Consider the following 20,954-nt stretch of genomic DNA (forward strand, 5'->3'; position numbering starts at 1 on the left):
GCCCGCGTGAAACTGTTGATCGTTCAGGGCGGGTTCGGGGTAGGGGGCGCGGAAAAAATCGTCTCGATTTTGGCCGCCCATCGGGTCGAGAGGGGGGACGAAGTGCATGTCGCAGGTCTGACCATTCCCCCCGGCGGTTCATATTTTGAGTTTCCCGACACGGTGACCCTGCATATTGCTCAATCTGATCGCGGGCAATTGGATCGCCTTCGCCACATTCGGAAAGTGATTCAGGATGTTTCTCCCGACGTTGTTGTGACCTTCCTGACCAAGATCAACGTTCTGACCTTGTTGGCAACGCTCGATCGCCAGGTGCCCGTCATTATTTCGGAACGCAACAATCCACGCGCACAATCCGCCCACCCGCTATGGCGCCATGCCCAGAACTTGTTGGCGCGGCGAGCACATGCAGTTGTGATGCAAACACACAGAGCATGCGAGGATCTGCCCGGCGCAGTGCAACGCAAAGCACGGGTGATCTCAAACCCCTGCGCATTGCCACCGGGCGCTCGCGAGCACCTGGGCGTCGGGGCGACAAATCTTGTCGCGGTCGGTCGCCTGGACCGGCAAAAGGGCTTTGACCTGTTGCTGGCAGCGATGCCGCGTATTTTGAAAGGCAATCCAGATGCAAAGCTGACCATATTTGGAGAAGGACCGGAACGCGAAGCGCTTGAGGCAATGCGCAAGCAGTTAAAGCTGACGGATGTTGTTTCCTTGCCAGGTTCTAGCCCGGTTCCAGGTGCGTGGATGGACGGAGCGGATATTCTTGTGTTTCCATCACGTTACGAGGGGTTTCCTAATGTGCTCGCCGAAGCGACTGTTACCGGCCTTCCAGTTGTTTCATTCGACTGCCCTTATGGCCCGCGTGAGTTGATCAGACCCGAAGAAAATGGCCTGCTGGTCCCGCCCGAGGATGTAGAAGCTTTGGCCCAGGCGGTTCTGCGGTTGTCTCAATCCCCCGACTTGTTGCAGCGTATGCGGGACGCGGATCTGGAAAGCCGGGTCTGGCTGGCGCCTGACAACATTCTTGCTGAGTGGGATGAAGCAATCGACGATGCAGTTTAGGGCGGTGGCAGCGCACGGGCAAACGGAAGGGTTAGACAGTTGTGAATTCCTTGAACGCGATTTCCAACAGAGCCAGCGAGCCGCATCTGGTCGAACGGCTGGGTCTCGCTGGGCACGTCAGGCTCGGTGAAAACCGCAGGGCTGGTTTGCTGATTTCCAGCGTCAATCTGGAACAGATTTGGCCGGAATTTGTTGAATATGTTGATTGTTCCGCGCGGGTGCGGTTTGAATGATGAGTGACTGGAGTGTGCTGTGTTGCAATCACTTGAAAGCCTGCAAACTGGACAAGATGCGTCTGTTCGCAAGATCGTGGTTGTCGCCAATCTGACGTCCTCGCTGGTGAATTTCCGGTTTGATCTGCTGCGTGAAATGTCGCAGCGGGCCGAGGTGATAGCCTGTGGGCCAGAACGTCATGAGGCGAGCGAGGCCGCATTGCGCGACATTGGGGTCAAGTTTGTTCCGTTTCCCATGTCCCGAACAGGTATGAATCCGCTTGAAGACATCAAAACCTTGCGTGCCCTCAGGCGGATATTTGAAGAGGTTCAGCCAGATACAGTATTCGCCTATACGATGAAGCCGATCATTTATGGGTGTTTGGCCGCTCGCTTGGCCCGCGTATCGCGTAAGTATGCGATGTGTACTGGATTGGGCTATGTCTTCAACGCGCAGAATACCGGCCTCAAGCGCCGTCTGGTTCGAATGATCTCGTCCAATCTGTACCGAGCATCCTTAAAAGGCGTTGATGAGTTGCTGGTCTATAACAAGGCGGATGAGGAAGAGTTTCGGGCGCGTCGGATGATCGGCGCCGGTACGCAGTTGAGCATTGTGCCGGGTTCGGGTGTGAACTTGACTAAATACGCGCCTTCCAGCCCACCCGGCGGACCACCTGTGTTTCTGATGATATCCAGGCTTTTGCGCGAAAAGGGGGTTTTTGACTTTGTCGATGCGGCCAGGGCTTTGAAGCGCGATCACCCTCAAGCCCGGTTTCAGCTTTTGGGCCCCATGGACGCAAACCCGGATTCTGTCGGACAACGCGAGATCGATGGCTGGACCCGCGAAGGCGTGGTTGAGTATCTTGGGGAAACCACAGATGTTCGCCCTTACTTGAAAGAGTGCTCGGTATTTGTGCTGCCTTCCGCGTATCGCGAGGGGATTCCGCGCACGATCCTCGAGGCGATGTCGACAGGTCGGGCCGTCGTCACGACAAACGCCCCTGGTTGCGCGGACCCGGTGATCGAGGGCAAAACGGGTTTTGTTGTACCGATGCGCAGTCCGCAAGAGCTAAGTCAGGCAATGGCAAGGTTCCTCGACGATCCTGAATTAATCCGGGGAATGGGGCAGGCTTCAAGGCTTCAGGCCGAAGCCGTATTCGATGTACGGCGTGTAAACACAATCCTTCTGAGGAAAATGGGCTTGTTGGGTCAACACGAGCAACTGGTGCAGACCGTGCTGAAGTAAGGAACTCAGTAATCTTATTGGAAATTCGCGGAGCAGACTCGCCCCTTAATTTTCGACTGATCACGGCGCAAACAGCATTTTCTTTGCCAATCTGAGTGAAAAAATCCCGGCCTACGGGATTCCCCTAATACCCGGCATGGTCTTGCTTTGGTAACTTAGGTTCAACCAGAGATTACCACCGGTGAAGCCTCACGGCACTATCACTCACTCGGAAAAAATGACCAGCATTTGGGGTGCTGGTCATTTGCTTTTCTGGCTCTTTTGATTTGCGTAGAAAGTAGGGTCAGTGCGCGTCAGGCGGCAACTGATACCCATAGTTATCAAGCTGCAGACCGGTCAATTCTTGCAGGTTGGCGTTGGACTCGGCAAAGGTGCCTTCGAACTGAGCCGCGACAAGTTTGGCCATACGTTGTTCCAACATCTGATCCAGCCCTTTGGGAAAGATTCGACTGATCGGACCGCTCAGCTTGCCGAATCGACGCGTCGCATAAGGAAACGGTATCAACGCGCCCGTGCTGAGCTGATTGTTGCTGAAAATACGATTTACACCACGTTGCAAGACCTGGAAGCTCTGCGAACGCTTTGTGTTGGTTTTCACGAATGCGCATTGTGGCGACGAGATATCTAATGACTTACACAGTCGCGACACAAACGCGTCCGAATCCTGAACAAACTGTTCATATGTAAGCCCATGTACCCGCTCGGGGCCAAACAGGGTCTGATAGTATTTGAATAGCCTATCATACCGGTAGAAGTCCGGGCTGAACATCGGAACCCGACGCATCATGGGCTCGATCTGAGCCAAATACCCCTTCAGAGATTTGTGGCCGCCATCAGTTATGTACTGGCTGTACATCGACAGGATACTCGACAACTGCTCGCGGAAGACGATCAGCACGTGCGCCTCGGGGAAGGTTTGCTTCAAGCGCTGCGCGATCATAGGGCTGTCGAATCCACCCGAGGCGGGATAACCCGAAAAACGCTCGTGCGAAAAGACGGCGACTTTTCCTGAATTGCGCGAAGTCTCTAGAAAATCCGCGTATTGTTCACGAATTGCTGATGAATCAAATGTCAGCGGTTGCGGCAACACGAATCTGTTAGACAGGACGTATTTTTGCTCCCCGTGTGGGCTGGCAAATGGGCCATCTGACGCTGAGAACAGTTGTTTCTGCAACGCGGATGTCGCTGTCTTGTGATACCCGATGTGGATGAGAACTTTTGCTTGTTCCATATAGCGTTAATCAATACCTAAACTCGACCGACCACTTAATGTCCCCACTCTGAAAAAGTAGGTCATCGCATTTTTTCGTCCTACTTCGAGTGGACCCCATAGAAATTTTCGCATGTTCAAAACCGGTTTCCAAAAACAGGACTGGATTTCCCCATCAAACTGCGCTTTCGTAAAACGATACAAGCGTAAAAAACAAAATGATAGAAGTAGAGGCGACTAGAATCGCCAAAATTGAAATTTGACGAGTGATGAAAGGTATTTTGACCTGAGACGAGTACCAAGGGTTTTTGCACCATGTTGTTTTTGGGTGGCCGGGTTAGCACCCGGAGTTACCGCCAAATAACGCTATGATTCGGTTTGATGCCAGATCTTTGATTGGGCGGCTAGCCAAGAACATGTCGTGGTTGTTCTTGTCCCAAATCTTGATAGCCGTTTTCGGCTTGGCCACCCTGATCATCACCGCACGTGCGGTGGGCCCCGCTGCGGTGGGGGTTTTGGCTTTGGTGGATGCCTATGTGCAAGTGCTGGACCGGCTATGTCGTCTGGAACCCTGGCAGGCCGTCATCAAGTATGGCAGCGATGCTCTGACCGAAGATGATGCCCAAAGATTTGGTCACCTTGTCAAACTGTCGGTCGTCATTGATATCGTCGGCGGTCTATTGGCCGGTACAGTCGCGATCCTTCTGGCGCCGTTTCTGGCACCGCTGATCGGTTTGCCCGAAGACAACGGGTCGTCTTATCTTGTTTTGGTTGCGATAGGGCTGTTTCTGTCTCTGAGGCCGACCGGTATTGCCGTACTAAGAATCCATGACAGGTTCGATCTGCTGGCCATCTCGGACATGGTCGTCGCCGGGTTGCGCTTGATAGGGACGATCATTGTATTTCTGTTGGATCTTGGCCTATGGGCATTTCTGGCGCTGATGCTAATGCATCAGGTTCTGACTGGGCTCGTGGCCTTTTTCATAGCATTGCGGGAATTGCGGCGGCGGGGCGTGAAGGCGTTCATGCCCCTCAAGCTGAGAACCGCGCTGAAACAAAATCCCGGATTCTTGAGATTCCTGTGGAACTCGAATTTCAATGTGGTCCTCAGGCAATCAACACAACGCTTGGATGTTCTGGTGGTCGGAGCGTTGCTGGATGTCACTTCGGTTGGTTTCTATCAGGTCGGCAAACGTATTATGACCAATATCGTGCGGATCGGAGGGCCGATCAGGCAAGTCCTATATCCTGAAATGACGCGCCTCTGGTCGGCCCGAGAACATGGGCATTTTTGGAAATTGGTGCGGTATACATCGTTCCTGATGTTTGGGTTCTCACTTGCAATCTCGGTGCCCTTGGCTTGGAAGATGCCTGATCTGGCTGTTCTGTTGTTTGGCGCAGAGTTTGAAGGCGCAGCGCCAGTCATGACGATTTTGATGTTTGCAGCAGTCATATATCTGGGCGGGCTGTCTCTGAACCCGACACTGCTGAGCATGGGGCTGGACCGGGCGCTTGTTCGGACCACCATGGTCGCGACTGGTGTTTTTGCGGTTTCGTTTGTACCGCTTCTGTTTGTTTTAGGGATCGAGGGTGTCGCCTTATCCCATGTAATTTTCAATATCGTCTGGACGACCGGCTGCATTTTGGCGATCCGATCCTACCTGGCACCGCAGTAGGGGACAGCAACCAAGTTAAACAAAGCCCGATGTGTTCCTCCGGATTCCCGGTATTTTACGATTAACGAGATGAGTAATGACGAAACGTATCCTGTTCCCTTTTGAAGGCGACACCGTGATCGGTGGCAGCCATGTCTCGGCCATGAAGCTGGCGGCCGGTTTGGACCGATCAAAATACGAACCTTATATTCTGGTTCACTATAAGGATGGTCTGGCCGGGGACTATGCCCGATCGCTCGGACTGGACTACGAGGTTCTGGAGAAACCCAGCCTGATGTCCCCGGGGCAAATCAGCTATGAAGGAGATTGCGGCCCTGCGCGGTACATGTTGTCCAGCGTACCCGGTTTCATCTCGGTCTTGAACCGGATCAAGCCAGACATCGTGCACACGAATGAGGGTCGCATGCATTCGAACTGGGCCCTACCGACCAAATTGTCGGGGCGTAAGCATATCTGGCACCACCGGCAGGATCCCACAGCCTTTGGCATCAACAAATTGGCACCTGTACTGTCAGATCACATCATCAGCGTTTCCCACTTTTCGAAACCCAGCAATCCGGTGCGGTCGGTGGACAACAAATTCACCGTCATACGCAGCCCCTTTGATTTCAATCCCACCCCACCAGACCCTGCGACCGCCCGTCAGCAGGTGCTGACCGAAATGGGCCTGCCTGATGATGCTCTACTGCTGGGCTATTTCGGAAACTTCGTACCGCGCAAACGCCCCGATCACTTTGTCAAAGCCGTAGCGGCCATTCAAAAACAGATGCCGGATGTTCCGGTACATGGGTTCCTTTTTGGCAGCGTCGTTGATCGGGGAAATCAGTTGGACAAGACATGTGCGGATTTGGCGACCGAAGCATGGATGGAAAACCAAATTCACATGATGGGTTTTCGTCAACCGATTGACGGCTACATGGCAGCGATGGATGCCAACCTGGTCACCGCTCTGGACGAACCGTTTGGACGTACGTTGATCGAGACAATGTATCTGGGCACTCCGGTCGTTGCCACACGCCATGGTGGAAATGTCGAGGCGATCGTTGATGGGGAAAACGGGTTTCTTGTAGATCCGTTTGACGCTGGCGCTTTTGCTGACCCGGTCATGCGGATGCATCAGGATAAGGCGTTGCGCGATAAGATTATCGCGGCAGGGCAACGTCATGCCCGCGACAACTTTGGCATGGCGATCCATATCGACGGTGTGTGCAAAATCTATGATCAGCTACTGAGCTGACCAGCAAACGGCCCCGAAGTCAGCCTTCGGGGTCAATCACCCGCGCAAAGCCCGGGTATTGCAGATACGACAGGCGTCGAATTTCGCGGCGCCCCCGTGCCAGCGAATCCAGGATCAGCGCGCACACGACCGACAGCATGGCGGCAACAAAACCTGAAACCGCCACAACAAGTGATGGCATGCGGGTCACGATACCGGTTTCCAGAAACTCACCCAGCACGGAAAAGAACATCAGCAGCGACGGTACAAAAACGATCAAAGCCAGTGACAGGAAGAACGCCATCGGTTTTTCTTCCTTGATCAACAAGCTGATCATTTTGAGGATACGCCAACCATCTCTGAAGGTCGAAAGCTTTGAATCCGAATCCGGCAGGCGAGAGAAATAGCTGGTCTTAACTTCGCCTATCGGCATCCGCATCTGCATCGCATGAACGGTCAGCTCGGTTTCAATTTCAAACCCATCAGACACGGCAGGGAAGCTTTTGACAAAACGTCGGCTGAAGACCCGATAACCGGATAGCAGGTCGTTGATTTTGCTGCTGAAGAAGAACTTTACCAGGCCGGTAAACAGCGCGTTGCCGAATTTGTGGCCGGGACGGTAAGCTTCGGTTTCCTTGTTCACACGGGCGCCATTCACCATATCCAGATTTTGGGACACCAGCAAATTCACCAGCTCGGGGGCAGCGGCGCTGTCATAGGTCGCATCCCCATCAGCCATGATATAGACATCCGCATCCACATCCGCGAACATCCGTCGGACCACATTGCCTTTGCCCTGCAATGGTTCAGACCGCACAACTGCACCCGCCTCTTGCGCCACGCGGATCGACTCGTCGGTCGAGTTGTTGTCAAAAACATAGATCGTCGCATTCGGCAGCGCGTCGCGGAATTGGGCAACGGTTTCTCCGATTGCGACGGCTTCATTGTAGCAAGGTAGAATGACTGCGATTTCCAACGCCTGCGGTTTGGGTGAAACCGAGACGTCATCTTTGAAATCTTCTTTGTTCTGGGTCATGAGCATGATGTTTTCCCCATGTCATTCGAGTTGATCCGATTGTATCTCATTACGGCACCATCGAGCACCCGGTTAATTTGCAACTACATGCAAAAGCGTGCCGTCTGTGGTTTTCACCATTTCTGTCAGGTCCAGTTCTTCGGTCAATTCCTGTTGGGTTGGCAGATAGAAACGCCAGGTCACCTCATCAAAGAACGCGACCACGGCTTTTCCCTGAGCAAGACCTTCGCGCATCTCTGTTAAGGTCTTCTGATAGGGACGCGTTGGATGCTCCTTGCCTGTGCGGCGGTTGAACCTCATCGGGATCCACGTGGTGCCGTTGCCCGTCAACAGATGCACCACGTCCGGCGCGTTAGTGTAGACGAATACTTCCGGGTCGAGATTGTTTATCTCGGACACCAAGGGCGATTGATACCACTGTGGACCCGCAAAAAAGATCCCTTCGCTGCGATATTTTACAACTAAATTGCCCGTTCTGGCCAAGTTCGATGTGAGAACCAAGGCTCCGAGTACCAATAAAGAGGTGCCAAGCAATGTCTGCCAGCCTTTGTTGCCAGCTTTACGCAACATCGTACTGTATTGCGCGCCAATAACCACGATGAGTACGTAGACCGGCGCAAAATACGAAGGTTTGAGTGGCAAATACGATTCAATCAGCAACGACAGCAACAGCAGTGCGAAATGGCCAAAAATGTAGACAGTTGCAATCAGAGGGAAGGTCGCAAACTTGGTGTTGGTTTCCTTGCCACCCGAGAAAACGCACTTGTTGGTCTCATGCCAGACAACAGCAACGAGCAGAGCAATCACGGCAAAGGTCGCCAAAACCTTCACAAACCCCGGAACGATATTTGGGAAAAAAGAAACCCAGATTGAATTGGCGCCCTGCATCAGTATCTCAAGAGACGGGTTGCCAAGAAAGCCAAATTCACGACCCAAACCCGTGCCTCCGGTTCTTGCTTCGATCAGAGACCACAGGAGCAATGGCAGAATGACGACCGCAACGAAGGCAAGCGCGTGCATTACCTTGGTTTTTCCGCTCTGCGGTCCGAGGAAGGCAACCGTCAGAACTCCCACAACCCAAACAGGCGCACCGTTAAAGCGGGTCAGGAAGACAAGTATAGATACAAGCCCGGCGGCCAGCAGGAAGCGTAGAGCGCCAGAGTCTGCGTACATGCTGAGCAAGACCAAAGTCACAAGCAAAAGAAAGATGAACATGCCTTCGGACAACACGGTAACGTGCAGTTCGAAGACAAGCGGTGAAGTCAGAATCAGCAATCCGGCTATGGCGGCGATGAGTCTGGAGGCACCGGACCCGCGCACTAAAACGTAAACGATCAGCGCATTCAGAGAAAAGAATCCCATGTTCAATAGTGTAGCGGCAGAGATACTGTCCAAGCCTGTCGCAGAAACCAGTTCAATGGCCCAGACATATCCGGGGGAATTACCCTGTAGGAAAAACGGAAAACCCAAATAAAATGCAGAGTCAGGTCGAATGCCAATGCCCCAGGGCGTCGCGACGACAAACAAGACAACGGCCAGAACAGCGAGTCCGGCACACCACATAAAATCAGCTCTATCCATTTGATTTGAGCGGACGGTGTTCATGACCGACCTCCTTCAATACTCGCTAAAAACAAACTCGTTACACTATTCATACTACTCTGTTCCGTCTGGGTGTCTCAATCGAACAGGGCTGTTCGACCCTAAATGTTGTTGATCTCATAAAACGTATTTCCAGCGACAAACCCATCCAAACCCACCTGTCGGGCGTAATGGCCAAGATCACTGGTCGTATTGATAAAGCCGGAATTTTTGAAGTTCAGTGACGTGTTGCACAGGATTCCAGTCCCCGAGATCGCTTTGAATTCGGTCAGAAGGTCATAGAAAAACGCGTTTTGGTCGCGCCGCACCGTTTGCACGCGGGCGGTTCCGTCCACATGGGTGACCGCGCCCAGATCAGGGTCGATCACCTGATGAAATCTCAGCATGTACGGGGACGGATTTTTCAGATCAAAATGCAGATGTGCGTCCTCTTCCAAACAAGAGGGCGCCACCGGATTGTTTTCCGCACGCCCCTTGATCCGGTTCAATCGCGCCCGTGTCTCCGCCTTGAACGGCGCAGCCAAGATCGAGCGGTTACCCAACGCTCGCGGCCCGATTTCACAATTGCCGCGAGTCCAGCCGATGATTTTGCCATCATGCAATGCTTGCGCCACGCTTTTGAGGTTCAATTCCGAAGCCGTCAGCCCCTTGAGGTCGATCTTGTCGTCGCAGAAGGATTGCCCGGAATAGACCGACCATCGCAGCTTGGCCCGTCCGGTGAAATGGCGCATCGCATCGACAGCTGTACCAATGGCACAACCGGAATCGCCTGTTGTCGGTGGCACGAACACCTCGCGGAACAGGCCGCTTTGCTCCCACTGGGCGTTCCAGTTTCCATTCAACCCACAGCCGCCTGCGATAATCAGCGGATGGCCATCACGCAAATGAGTTTGCGCGAACTGATGAAACTGCTTGAAGATGGCGTCAGACAGCTTGGTTGCCAGATTCTTCAACCTCTGGCTATCTTTACCGATGTTGAAAAACGGCGAATTCACAAACGAGCTTTTGCGCAACGGATCAGTGGCCGTGTCTATCGACAAAAGCTGATCGATCAGAGCCTGTTCATCCTCGTCCGTCGGGCCCTGTTCACCAAAGGCACACGCCGCCATCAGGCGGCCAGGGTCGGACGGGCGCAGCTCTCCGCCCGAGATCGGAAACTCAGGGTCGGCAAGCGCATAGAGAAAGGCAAATCGCGTCCCCGGCGCTGTCATCACCTGCCCCTGATGATGGATATTCAGGTCACGGTCGATTTCGTAGAAATCCCCCAGCGCGCCCTCCCAGAGCAGGACATAACACGGCTCACCCTGCGCAAACGGAGACAGCGCATAACTGCACCAGATATGAGCGCGTTCATGGGTTGAGGAGTAGTACTCGACTGTTTTCCCAAAGAACGTGCGTTTACCAACGGTTTCCGATCCAGCCCCGGTGCCAAAATACCCGGCCCCAGATGTCGTGACATGATCTGTGCTGTTGCTGGACCAGCCGCTGAGTGCCAGAACATCAGGCAGATCTTTGAACCAAAGTCCTGCATCAATGAACGTGTCGGGGGTGACTGGTGTGTACCGTGGAAAGCTGTTCTTTTCCGCCTCGTAAGAGAACAACAGGCTTTCATCCAAGCAATCGACTCCGGCTACTGTACCATCATGGCCAGACTTGAAAGACAGAATCTTCATTCCTTGCACCTCACCAGACTGGCCAGTTTCGAATTCATCGGACCACAACGCCACATAAAATAAGCGGCGAGGTCAAGGCGCTGCCCATCTGTCACGAACTGTCTTAGCAAAACGCATGTCGGATTCCCGCAGGATTATACGAGATCGGACATTGGCGATAAGGACACACATGCAAACCTGAAAAATCAAAAACCGAACCAAATGCCAAATTGATCAGGTTCAACCTAACAGAAGAGGCGGGGGTCTTGTAAACACTCTTTTGTTGCGCCCTCTGCGACCACAAAACTATGATGACTTTCGTGAACGGATTGCAAAATTTTCCGCTATTGTTTTCAGAACATGACCAGTTCACTTCGACAGGTTTGCCATTCGATGAGGATAAAGCGCGGGCATTTGCGTTGATTTTGCTGACTCTGGCGCGGTTACAGAGGGGCACACGCATTTTTTAGCATGCTTGTGTGACCTACGACCTTGCGCCGCCAAGCGTCTGACCGTTACTCTGTGTCCGTTATCGGCAATGTTTTTGGCCAAGGGTGTATTAGGTTATGTCAGTGATTTTGGGTTTGGCAACGATGAACAACAGCGCGGCGGCGTTGTTTGTAGACGGTAAATTGGTTGCCGCGGTTGAAGAAGAGCGATTGACGCGGGTCAAGAATGACGGCGCATTTCCGCATCACGCGATTGCCGAGGTTCTTCGAATCGGCGGATTGAAATTCTCGGATGTGAACGAAGTGGCGGTCTATTGGCAGCCGTGGCGTATGGTTGGACGCGGTGTTGGTACTGTACGCAAAATCTTGCAAAGCCCATCCGCCGCAAAAAGCGTGACAACTCGGATCGGCACTTTGTTTTCGTCAGATACTGGTGGTGAAACTCCACAAGACAGCGGATGGATGGACCTGTTTCGCGTCCGTAAAATCCTGACGGCCGAGCATGGCCCTTGCGATTTCAAGTTGCATTACATCAACCACCATCTGACCCATCAGCTTTATGCCGAAGCGATGCGCGATTGGGACAGCTTCGTTTCGCTTTCTTATGATGGCGGGGGCGAGGAAAGCTCAACCATCGTGACAACTGTCCGCAACGGTAAGCGTGAATCGATTGCGGACCATCGCTGGCCCAATTCACTTGGACATTTCTATTCCGCTTTCACGGGCTTTCTTGGCTTCAAGATGCTGGAAGGCGAATACAAGATGATGGGTTTGGCCCCATATGGCAAACCCATCTACCGCGACGCAATCCTCAAGGAAGTATTGTTGCTTGAGGATAATGGCGGCTATCGTGTGAACACAACATTGTGCGATTACCATTCAGCTCTGCGCGGCGTATTTCATCCGCGTCTTGAGGAACTGTTTGGCGAAGCGCGCACCCCCGGAAGCGCCCCGAATGAACGCCACATCGATCTGGCCGCATCGGTACAGGCGGCCTTCGAAGATGCGCTGCATCACATTCTGGGCCCAGTTCGAAAAGCAAACCCGGACTTACGCAAACTGGTCATCTCGGGCGGGTGTGCACTGAACGTGACGGCCAACGGAACGTTGATTTCTGACGATCTGTTTGACGAAATCATCATCCCACCGGCACCGCATGACGCGGGTTGCGCGGTGGGTGCGGCGCTGGCCTGCATCCCCCATGATCGTGTTGATCTGGCCTCAGTCCGCAGCCCTTATCAAGGGGCCGAATGGGATACAGCGTCGATCTCCATGGCGTTGAACGACTGTTGCGCGCAGCCACAAATGGCGTTGGCCGAAACGCAACTGATCGACCAGGTTTCCGACCTGCTAGCCGCCGGAAAGATCATCGCCTGGTTCCAAGGCAGGGCCGAATTCGGGCCCCGCGCCCTGGGCACGCGGTCTTTTCTGGCAGATCCGCGCCAGGACAGCATTCGCGACGACATCAACGCCAAGATTAAAAAGCGCGAGCATTTCCGCCCCTTCGCCCCCAGTGTCGCCGAAGAGGCAGCGTCAGATTTTTTTGAGATCGATCAGTCCAGCCCCTACATGAACATAGTCGCTCGTGTGCGAGATGAACGAGCCGCCGACATTCCGGCGATCACCCACACGGACCAGACTGCACGCGTGCATACGGTCTCGCAATCAGCCAATCCACTGTATCACGCGCTGCTGACCAAATTCGGCGAGAAAACGGGTGTGCCGGTCCTGTTGAACACCTCGTTCAACATTCAGGAACCCATCGTCTATTCGCCGCTGAACGCCTGTGCAACTTTTGCTGCCTCAGGTGTGGACGCTTTGGTGATCGGGGATTTTGTCGTATTGCGCGAGGCACTGAAAGAGGAAAGCCCAAGCAAAGCAGTGGCATAGTCGCGTGTTCCTGAGTATTGATTTCGAGGATTTCTCGCACGACCTGAAACGGGACCTCGGTGTCTGGGACACCGGGCCGCTTCGGGTTGATGCGTTGTGGCGAAGCTATGAAGCCATTGCGTCGTTTCTGGGATCTCATGGCGGTCCAAACGGGCAAAATGTCACGTTTTTCTGCACCGGAGTGGTCGCCGAATACGCACCCGATCTTGTGGCACATATTGCCGGGCAAGGGCATGAAATTGCCTGTCACTACCATTTTCACGACAGTATGGACCGGCAATCGACCCAGACAATCAATGAGATGCTCATGCGGGCAAAGGATAAACTGCAAGAGGCCGCAAACACGCCTGTTCGTGGCTTTCGAGCACCAAAATTCCGCCTGAACCGAGACACGCCCGAGCAATACAAACTAATCGAACGGCACTTTGATTACGATAGTTCTTCGTTCTTTGAGACCGCAGACCAGTGCCTGCAGTTTTCCAGATCAATGTCTCTATCCAAGTTGCAACTGATCCCGTTGCTCTCATCCCAATACAAGGGCAGGGGGCCGCAGATTCGGCTGGGTGGCACCTACCTGAAATTCGCCCCTGACACGGTCGCGCGCGATTTGATTGCGCAAGCCAATAGCTCGGGAATGACACCCCAAATATACCTGCACCCTTACGAGATCGTGGAGCCTAAGGAGTTTTGGGTTCGGCACCGGGATCTGGCGAGATTGGGGACTGGTAAAGCCACTTATTGGGCGATGCGGCAAAACCAATGGCTACGGTTTGGCAGCACGCGGTTGCTCGGGAAGTTGGCCCGATTGATTCCGCCTGATGGGCTGTCTGGCCGGCTGGACCAGTTAGTGACGGCTCAATAAAAAAAGGCCGGTCGCAGGACCGGCCCCAGTCTTTCAGCTGAACCGAGGGATCAGTTCGACGCTGCGTTCAGTTTTTCGTTTTGCTCGCGCAGGGTATCTGAAATGATCGCGTACCACTCTCCGGATTCACGCATCTCGATCAGACCTTTGTTCATCATCGCAACATACTCACGCGCGAACGGGTTGGTGCGATGCGCGAGGAAACTCATCGATGACAAAGTGGATACATATGGGTTTTCAACGATGTCAGCAGATGTCAAACCCATTTCCTTCATGGTCGATGCGAACAGATCAACTTCAAACGCTGCAACATCCGCTGTTCCAGTCAAAACGGCATCAAGGCATTCGCGGGCGGAACTAGGCTGGACTACGTTCATGTTTTTGCGATTCAGCCCGACTTCCTCCAGCACCACCATGCTCCAGCCTTGCATGCGGCAAATGGTGGAGCCTTCCAGATCTGCAAAGCTTGTCGCCTTTGCATAGTCACTTTCTGGCAAAGTGAAGAAGCCACCTACGACATCATAGACCGGAACCGTGCCGACAAACTGAGTGCACCGGGCTTCAGTTTCCGCGGACCACTCATAAGTGCGGTTGGTACAATCCGGCAGGGTCCAAGCGATTGAAACATCAAACGCACCAAGCGGCAACAGAGTCTCCAGGTGCGAGCTCCAGTCGTCCACAAAGCTGACAGAGAAATCGCGGCTGTTGCCAGCACGCTGGAGGCTGGTCGTTGCCAGGCGGGTCATAATGCCACCGCCGCTCAATCCTTCACTCGTAAATGGTTCCCAGCCGTTGCCTGCCACCAACTTAATTGGCGGCGCATAGACATTTGAGCGTTTCACGCTTGCCGCACGTTTTTCTTCCGCTGCGATCAGTTCCTGCGCGGACTGACCGTTTGCCAAGCTGCCATCTTCACAGGGCAGGGCTAGAACCAAACCTGGAGCCAGCGAGTTCGGGTTGGCAATTACGTTGCGGTTCGCGTTGAAGATCGGCTGATAGTTCGAGGTGCCATAAGCGGCGATAGCAATGGTTGCCATCGTGTCACCGTCTTGAACGGTGTAGTTGGTGCATGCTTCTTGCGCTGCAACTGCACCGGCGCTCAGAGCGGTGACGGCTGTTGCCGACATCACGACTTTTTTCAGATTGAATTCAAACATTTTTACTTCCTCCAGATTTCTGTTGTGTCAGGCTTTCAGGGGCCTTAGCCATTTTCCATTTGATGACGCAGGGCATCCGACACGATGTCGCGCCATTCGCCCGATTGCTGCATGATTGCCAGACCCTGATTGAGCGTCTCAAGGATAGCTTCCCCATCAGGATTATCTTTGTGGGTCATGACGTTAAGCGACTTAATCGCCGCCAGGTTGGGGTTCTCGACGATGCGATGTTCGTAACCCAACCGGCTGATTGCTTCGACAGCCAGATGTGCCTCGATGGCAACGATGTCGGCAGTGCCATTCATAACCGCATGAAAGCAGTCATCCGGTGAGACAGGGCGCATCATGGTGATTGCCGGTTCATAAAGGCCAACCGCGTCCATGTGCGATACGGACCAACCCTCGGGGCGACAAATCGTGGTGCCCGCAAAGTCGACGTACGTCAGCGTTTCCTCATAACCCGAACCTTCGCGGGCAAAAAACGTGTCCACAACTTCGTAGAACGGGTTCGAGAAATTGTAGGTCTCGCAGCGCGTGCGGTCTTTTTCCGACAGCGCCTCGGCCTCTTCGCAATTGGGACGTGACCAAGGGAAGGTTCCATCAAAGGCCAGCGTCGGCATCAGAAGATCCAGATGCGATGACCAGTCATTGACGAACTGGATTTTGTAAGATTGCTCTGGTGCGGCACGCAGCATCGCCGTTTCAACGAGATATGTGTAAAGGCCGCGGTTGGGCAGTGCTTCGTCCGTGAAGGGGGCATAGTTGCCACCCGTGATCAGCAGCACCTGGCGGTCGCGAATGTTGGGGCGCTCGCCATCGTCTGCATTTCGGATCAATGCGGCCCCTTCGGCACGGGCTGCTTCGATTTCTTCCTTTGCGGTTGCTTTGGCAGAAATCACTGCCTCTTCACTGGCTTTCTTTGCCTCGGCTTCGGCGGCTGCTACGCGGGCTTCAGCGTCTGCGATAGCCTTTTCAGCACGCTCTTCCGCAGCCTGGACCAATTGCGCTGCCATTTCAGCGGCGAGGCGCTCGGCTTCTGTATCCGCCAGAGTTGGTGCGCGCCCAATATCTTCAAGACAAGGCAGGGTCAGAACATCACCGACGCGAATGATGTTCGGGTTGGACCCGATAACATCGCGGTTGGCCTCGAATATGATGCGGAAATCTTCGGTCGAATAGACTTCGATCGTCAATTCTCGCAGGCTGTCGCCCGCTTGAATTTCATAAGTCGAACATGCCTCTTGTGCCGAAGCCGCGCCTGTTGCGGCGGCAAGGGCAAGACTTGATATGATCAGGTGTTTTTTCATGGGTCCTGTTGCTTTGCCTTGTTTAGGGTCTTGTCAGTTTCACGACTGCGATTGATAGGTTGTCCTGATCCGGATCGCCCTTGACCTGAACAGCCTGCGACAGGGCATCGGCGATCTCTTGTGCCAATGCCTGTTTCTGTTCGCGCAGGACGGCTTGGATTTCGGCATCGCTGAGGTACTGCAATCCGTCGCTGCCCAGGATCAGAATATCTGTCGGAGCCAACGTCAGGGGGTCTTCGGGGCAATCAACCTTGGGGATCGCGGCCCCCATGATGACCGAGGTCAGCTGATTACGATCAGGATGCGTTTTTGCATCGGCCTCTGACAGAATCCCCTGGGCAACCTGCGCGTCAATCACCGGTGCCATCGAGTGATCTTCGTTAATTTGCGCCAATTCCCCATCGCGGAAAAGATACAGCGGACTGTCACCGATCGAGATCCAGAATACGCGCTGCCCCAGAAACAAGACACCCAACAGCGTCGAGCCCATATTGAACCCATCGCCTTGTTGTTCGGAGTGATCGGCGATCGCGGCATTGGCCTGCATCGCAGCCAGTGGCAGCGCATCAACGACGGCACTCTCAGTCAGGCTATCGCCATCCAGCTCGGCATCCAGCGCGTCGCGCCAGCCCGAGATCACCAGTTCTGAGGCGACCTCGCCGGCCTCATGACCGCCCATACCGTCAGCAATTACGACATAGCCCGCATTCACCGCGTCAAACATACGCGCGGCGATCGCATCCTCCTGCGTTTCTCGCTGACCCTGATTCAGAATCAGCGCAAGGTCATATGTCGGAGTAGCCAGCATCTATCAGGAATCCCGCCAGTCAAAACCATCATCACAGAAGGCGGTGAAGCGGATCGAGGTTTCGCTGATGCGGACCAGATCACCATTGGACAATGCAACCGTACTGAGAACCGGTTTGCCATTCAGGCGCACCAGATTGGCCTTGCCACCATGACCCAAGTAACACTTGCGGTCCTCAGGGTCGTAGGCAATCACGGCGTGGCTGGCCCGCGATATTCCGGTATCACCAAAATCCAGTTGAATTGCTTGATCATCATTTCGACCGATCTGCATCAAGCCTTCGGTCAAGGTGATGCTGGCACCGCGGCCAGGGCCGCCGGTGATGACTAACCAGCCCACCGGAAAGGTCTCTTGCGCGGCTTCGGTTTTGGCCACGGGTTCCGCGGTTTCAATCAGGTCCTGAGCATGAGTGTCTGCGCGTTCAAAACCCAGGAATGTGGTTTTGACACGAGACCGGCGGTCTTCGACCGGCGCGGGTGCAGCCTGTTCCGCCTCGGGCTGAATTACAGGTTCTGGCTGAGACTCCGGTGTTCGCACCGGCGTTTCGACAATGTCTTCTGCAATCACTTCAGGCTCAGTTACTGCACTCTCTTGGGGCTCGGTGGATGTCTCACCCTCGACCGCGTTTTCGCCGGTCAGATGCAGGGTTACGACCTGTTCGTCGTTGTCCGTTTCCTGCTCGGGTGCCACGGTCGGAATTTCGGTCGCGGTTTCTTCTTCCACGGCGGAGTCGTCAGCAAAGATGGACTCTTCTATTGGCTCTTCGGTTTCGGCAGCTTCACCTTCGGCGAAGTCGGGCATTTTGTCCTCGGGGATCAGTTCGTCTGTTTCCTCGTAAGGTTCAGACGTCATGTTGCCGCCAGCCAAAGCTTCGCGCAGAGCGTTGAAATCCGCAATCGGTTCGGGTTTGTCTTCCGCAGGTTCGGTGCTATCCGCAGCGTCCGCTTCTTTTGCTTTGCCGGCACCTTCGAGAAGCCGGCTGAGAGGGCTTTTGTATTTGAACATGGTGTCGACACCTTTGAATTTCTGGCACGGATAACTCATGCCGTAGGGCTGCTACTCACCTCTGCGCAAAACAACGCAGCGGCACTTATAATATTGAAAAACCTAGAAAACTTTTACGTTTCGCGACGGTCCGAGCCCGTCAGAGTGGCAGAATACAAGTTGCCACCCTCAGCAAACACACACTGGCAAATCACTCCTGCACTAGCTGCATATCCGCAGTTGTCTCGGCCCCGTTCCGCAACACAGTCAAGCGCGCCTGAGGTTGATCGTTGGAAACAAGATCGGCCAGTATCGCGTCCAGGCTTTCTGACCCGTCAAGAACTGTGCCGGTTTGTGCTTCGCTCAACAGCACATCCCCCTGCCGAAGCGTGCCAGCATTTTCAGATGGCACCTCCGAAACAACGGTTTGCCACCCGGCACCATCCGAACTCCGAACCGTGAAGGCATAGCCATTTTCGAGACCCACCGAACGGATGGCCGGCAGAGCCAGAAGCCCGTTCTGCGCGCGTGTTTTGCCCAGCGGGCGGTATCGTGCAGCGACACGGGTATAACCGTCGGGGTCGACCTTGAGAGTGTCCAGCACCTGTGACGCAAAGGACACGTCGGGACGCACCGGTTTACTGTTCAATGTGAAGATTGTGGCCCCACGCTGGACCCACTCTCCAATGATCGCCATGTCGCTTTCGGGATTAACGCCGGTAATTGCAATCACAGTGCCAGTCGAACCGCGACGACGAGACGTTGCGAACGGAATTTCAACATCCCAATGAGCAAAGGCGACCTGTGTTTCCGCCAGGTTAACCGGGTCGACCGGTGCGGATGGAGTCTCTGGCTCTGCTGCAACCTCAGCAACTTTGGGTTCAGCTTCTGTGACTTCCGGTTCCGCGGGGGCTGCTTCTGTGGCAGCTGGTCCCGCAGCTTCGGCTTGTGCCTGCTCGACAGGCGGCTCTGAAATAGCTTCTGGTTCAACTTCCGCTTCGGCGGGCTGTGGTGCGGGTTCCACAGCAACTGCTGCAGTTTCCGTTTCAGGCTCGGCTTTGTCGCCCGACAACACGAAAAAGCCACCTGCGGCAAGGGCCACGGCTACGACCGCAGCTCCGGCAATCAGTTTGCCGCTGCCACCCGATCCGCTGTGGACAACGGTATCAACAGCAACCGGAGGCTCTTCTTTGGCGGAGAATTTTGCCAGTTCTTCTTCTTTTTTGTCTTCATTCCCCAATGCGATGTCGGGGTTACCGGCCAGAAGAGCGGTCACAACGGCCTCGGCATTTTCACTCTCGGCTTTGATCCGGGCCTTTTCGGCGTCTTTGTCCTTGCGGTCCATTCCGACGATGACGGACACTGGGCGATAAGCGAAAGTATCGAACATCACGCCCGGACCACGGAACATGCGCAGCCAGTCCAAGGCCGTTTGCAGACGGTCAGTGGCGTGAACTTCCATCGCCTTATCGACCGCTTCCAGGAACCCTTCGGGATAACCTTCAAAACGCCCGGCCAACGGGGTATAGGGATCGTCCTGACTGTTGTTGAACGCATTCAGGCGGGTCTGGCCGTCAATTGGGCGTTCGCCACTGATCGCATGATACAATGTGGCGGCCAGAACATAGAGATCGCTGCTGGGGCCTTGCTCAGCTCCGCGAACGTAGAATTCGTGAGGCGAATACCCATCCTTGATCACCCGCAGGGTCAAAAGCGCCGCTGACTTGTTTGCGGCCTGTTCACGCGCTGCACCAAAGTCGATCAGAACCGGGTCGCCATTCTCATCAATCAAAATGTTGTCGGGAGAGATATCGCGATGCAACATGCCGCTTTGATGGATGAAAGACACCGCAGACAGCATCTTTTCGGTGACCTGAACGATGAAATCCGGGCCACTGTCATTGTCGGCATTTTCAACATAGTCCAACAGATCGCAACCGCGGATCAGATCCATCGCGATGTAGGCGGTGTCGTTGTCTTCGAACACTTGGTGCACATCCACGATATTTGGATGCACCAACCGTGCGTGGTTGCGAGCCTCCTGAATGAACAGGTCGATGATCGCGCGCAGATCGTCCTTGTGCGCAGAATCAGCCGGTTCAACCAGATCGCCGTTTCGGCGACACAACGCACTTGGGAAACATTCTTTGATTACGACATCGCGCTCAAGGCTGTCGCGTGCAAGATAAGTGATCCCAAATCCACCATTGCTAAGGTAGCGGAGGATCTCGTACTGCCCGCGCAAAAGCTTTGCGCCCGGTTGCAGTCCCTCAATTTTTGATTCGTCGTGCGATGCACCGACAGCCTGGTTGTGGCTCATTTCATTCCGCCCGTTCTACTCGTTTTTGCGGTTTAATTAACAGGGCAAACAACCCGCGAACTCACAACCAAACACAACCGCAGGACACTTGAGAACGGTTAGACGGTTCAAATTTGACTTTATTGGGGCCGCCTGATGGCTTCACTAAGGACCGCTTTCCTGCAAAGACCGTATTTGGTGCCTAAATGCGTTACTTATACTACATGTTGATTATCGAAGTGCTAAAATCGAAAACTGATGCACTAGTTTCACGCATTGGTCT

The 20,954-nt window shown here is 54.2% G+C and carries 16 protein-coding genes; 7 read left to right on the forward strand and 9 right to left on the reverse strand.

Features of this window, described 5'->3' with window-relative positions:
- The first annotated feature begins 6 nt into the window (after nt 1–6).
- From HW561_RS11355 to HW561_RS11365, 3 genes are read left to right on the forward strand one after another with little or no spacing between them, the layout of a single operon-like run.
- Complete coding sequence (locus HW561_RS11355) at nt 7–1,065, forward strand: glycosyltransferase family 4 protein (RefSeq protein ID WP_176864790.1); 1,059 nt, start codon at nt 7–9, stop codon at nt 1,063–1,065.
- 50 nt (nt 1,066–1,115) lie between these two features.
- A complete protein-coding gene (locus HW561_RS11360) occupies nt 1,116–1,298 on the forward strand; it encodes a hypothetical protein (RefSeq protein WP_176864792.1) in 183 nt (60 codons plus the stop codon).
- A gap of 19 nt (nt 1,299–1,317) precedes the next feature.
- A complete protein-coding gene (locus tag HW561_RS11365) occupies nt 1,318–2,523 on the forward strand; it encodes a glycosyltransferase family 4 protein (RefSeq protein WP_211198608.1) in 1,206 nt (401 codons plus the stop codon).
- Nucleotides 2,524–2,806: 283 nt separating this feature from the next.
- Here HW561_RS11365 and HW561_RS11370 read toward each other — a convergent pair whose 3' ends face one another.
- Entirely contained in the window at nt 2,807–3,754 is a 948-nt protein-coding gene (locus HW561_RS11370) for a sulfotransferase (protein ID WP_176864794.1), read from the reverse strand.
- A gap of 395 nt (nt 3,755–4,149) precedes the next feature.
- On the opposite strand from HW561_RS11370, the gene HW561_RS11375 reads away from it, so the two are divergent.
- Both HW561_RS11375 and HW561_RS11380 read left to right on the forward strand, forming a co-directional pair.
- Nucleotides 4,150–5,409: a lipopolysaccharide biosynthesis protein gene (locus tag HW561_RS11375; protein WP_268952741.1), complete on the forward strand. Its 1,260-nt coding sequence runs from the start codon at nt 4,150–4,152 to the stop codon at nt 5,407–5,409.
- A gap of 76 nt (nt 5,410–5,485) precedes the next feature.
- Nucleotides 5,486–6,646: a glycosyltransferase family 4 protein gene (locus HW561_RS11380; protein WP_176864798.1), complete on the forward strand. Its 1,161-nt coding sequence runs from the start codon at nt 5,486–5,488 to the stop codon at nt 6,644–6,646.
- A gap of 19 nt (nt 6,647–6,665) precedes the next feature.
- On the opposite strand, the gene HW561_RS11385 is transcribed toward HW561_RS11380, so the two are convergent.
- From HW561_RS11385 to HW561_RS11395, 3 genes are all read right to left on the reverse strand, one after another.
- Nucleotides 6,666–7,667, reverse strand: a complete 1,002-nt coding sequence (locus tag HW561_RS11385) for a glycosyltransferase family 2 protein (protein ID WP_235962867.1) — start codon at nt 7,665–7,667, stop codon at nt 6,666–6,668.
- Between the two features lie 66 nt (nt 7,668–7,733).
- Nucleotides 7,734–9,266 carry a glycosyltransferase family 39 protein gene (locus tag HW561_RS11390; protein ID WP_176864802.1) on the reverse strand — a complete coding sequence of 511 codons (1,533 nt, stop codon included), beginning with the start codon at nt 9,264–9,266 and terminating at the stop codon, nt 7,734–7,736.
- Between the two features lie 98 nt (nt 9,267–9,364).
- Nucleotides 9,365–10,936, reverse strand: a complete 1,572-nt coding sequence (locus tag HW561_RS11395; protein ID WP_176864804.1) for a carbamoyltransferase C-terminal domain-containing protein — start codon at nt 10,934–10,936, stop codon at nt 9,365–9,367.
- Between the two features lie 545 nt (nt 10,937–11,481).
- Here HW561_RS11395 and HW561_RS11400 point away from each other — a divergent pair.
- Complete coding sequence (locus tag HW561_RS11400; RefSeq protein ID WP_176864806.1) at nt 11,482–13,254, forward strand: carbamoyltransferase family protein; 1,773 nt, start codon at nt 11,482–11,484, stop codon at nt 13,252–13,254.
- Between the two features lie 4 nt (nt 13,255–13,258).
- Nucleotides 13,259–14,116 carry a polysaccharide deacetylase family protein gene (locus HW561_RS11405; protein ID WP_176864808.1) on the forward strand — a complete coding sequence of 286 codons (858 nt, stop codon included), beginning with the start codon at nt 13,259–13,261 and terminating at the stop codon, nt 14,114–14,116.
- Nucleotides 14,117–14,166: 50 nt separating this feature from the next.
- On the opposite strand, the gene HW561_RS11410 is transcribed toward HW561_RS11405, so the two are convergent.
- From HW561_RS11410 to HW561_RS11430, 5 genes are all read right to left on the reverse strand, one after another.
- Nucleotides 14,167–15,273 (reverse strand): transporter substrate-binding domain-containing protein, encoded by a 1,107-nt coding sequence (locus HW561_RS11410; protein ID WP_176864810.1) that lies wholly within the window; start codon nt 15,271–15,273, stop codon nt 14,167–14,169.
- A gap of 44 nt (nt 15,274–15,317) precedes the next feature.
- Nucleotides 15,318–16,580, reverse strand: a complete 1,263-nt coding sequence (locus tag HW561_RS11415) for a transporter substrate-binding domain-containing protein (protein WP_176864812.1) — start codon at nt 16,578–16,580, stop codon at nt 15,318–15,320.
- A gap of 22 nt (nt 16,581–16,602) precedes the next feature.
- A complete protein-coding gene (locus tag HW561_RS11420; protein WP_176864814.1) occupies nt 16,603–17,388 on the reverse strand; it encodes a PP2C family protein-serine/threonine phosphatase in 786 nt (261 codons plus the stop codon).
- A 3-nt stretch (nt 17,389–17,391) separates the two neighbouring features.
- Nucleotides 17,392–18,432 carry an FHA domain-containing protein gene (locus tag HW561_RS11425; RefSeq protein WP_235962868.1) on the reverse strand — a complete coding sequence of 347 codons (1,041 nt, stop codon included), beginning with the start codon at nt 18,430–18,432 and terminating at the stop codon, nt 17,392–17,394.
- Between the two features lie 151 nt (nt 18,433–18,583).
- Nucleotides 18,584–20,692, reverse strand: coding sequence for a serine/threonine-protein kinase (locus HW561_RS11430; RefSeq protein WP_176864816.1), 2,109 nt, complete (start codon nt 20,690–20,692; stop codon nt 18,584–18,586).
- Between the last annotated feature and the right edge of the window lie 262 nt (nt 20,693–20,954).

The sequence above is a fragment of the Ruegeria haliotis genome (genome assembly GCF_013377785.1).
In the GTDB taxonomy this organism is placed as follows: domain Bacteria; phylum Pseudomonadota; class Alphaproteobacteria; order Rhodobacterales; family Rhodobacteraceae; genus Ruegeria; species Ruegeria haliotis.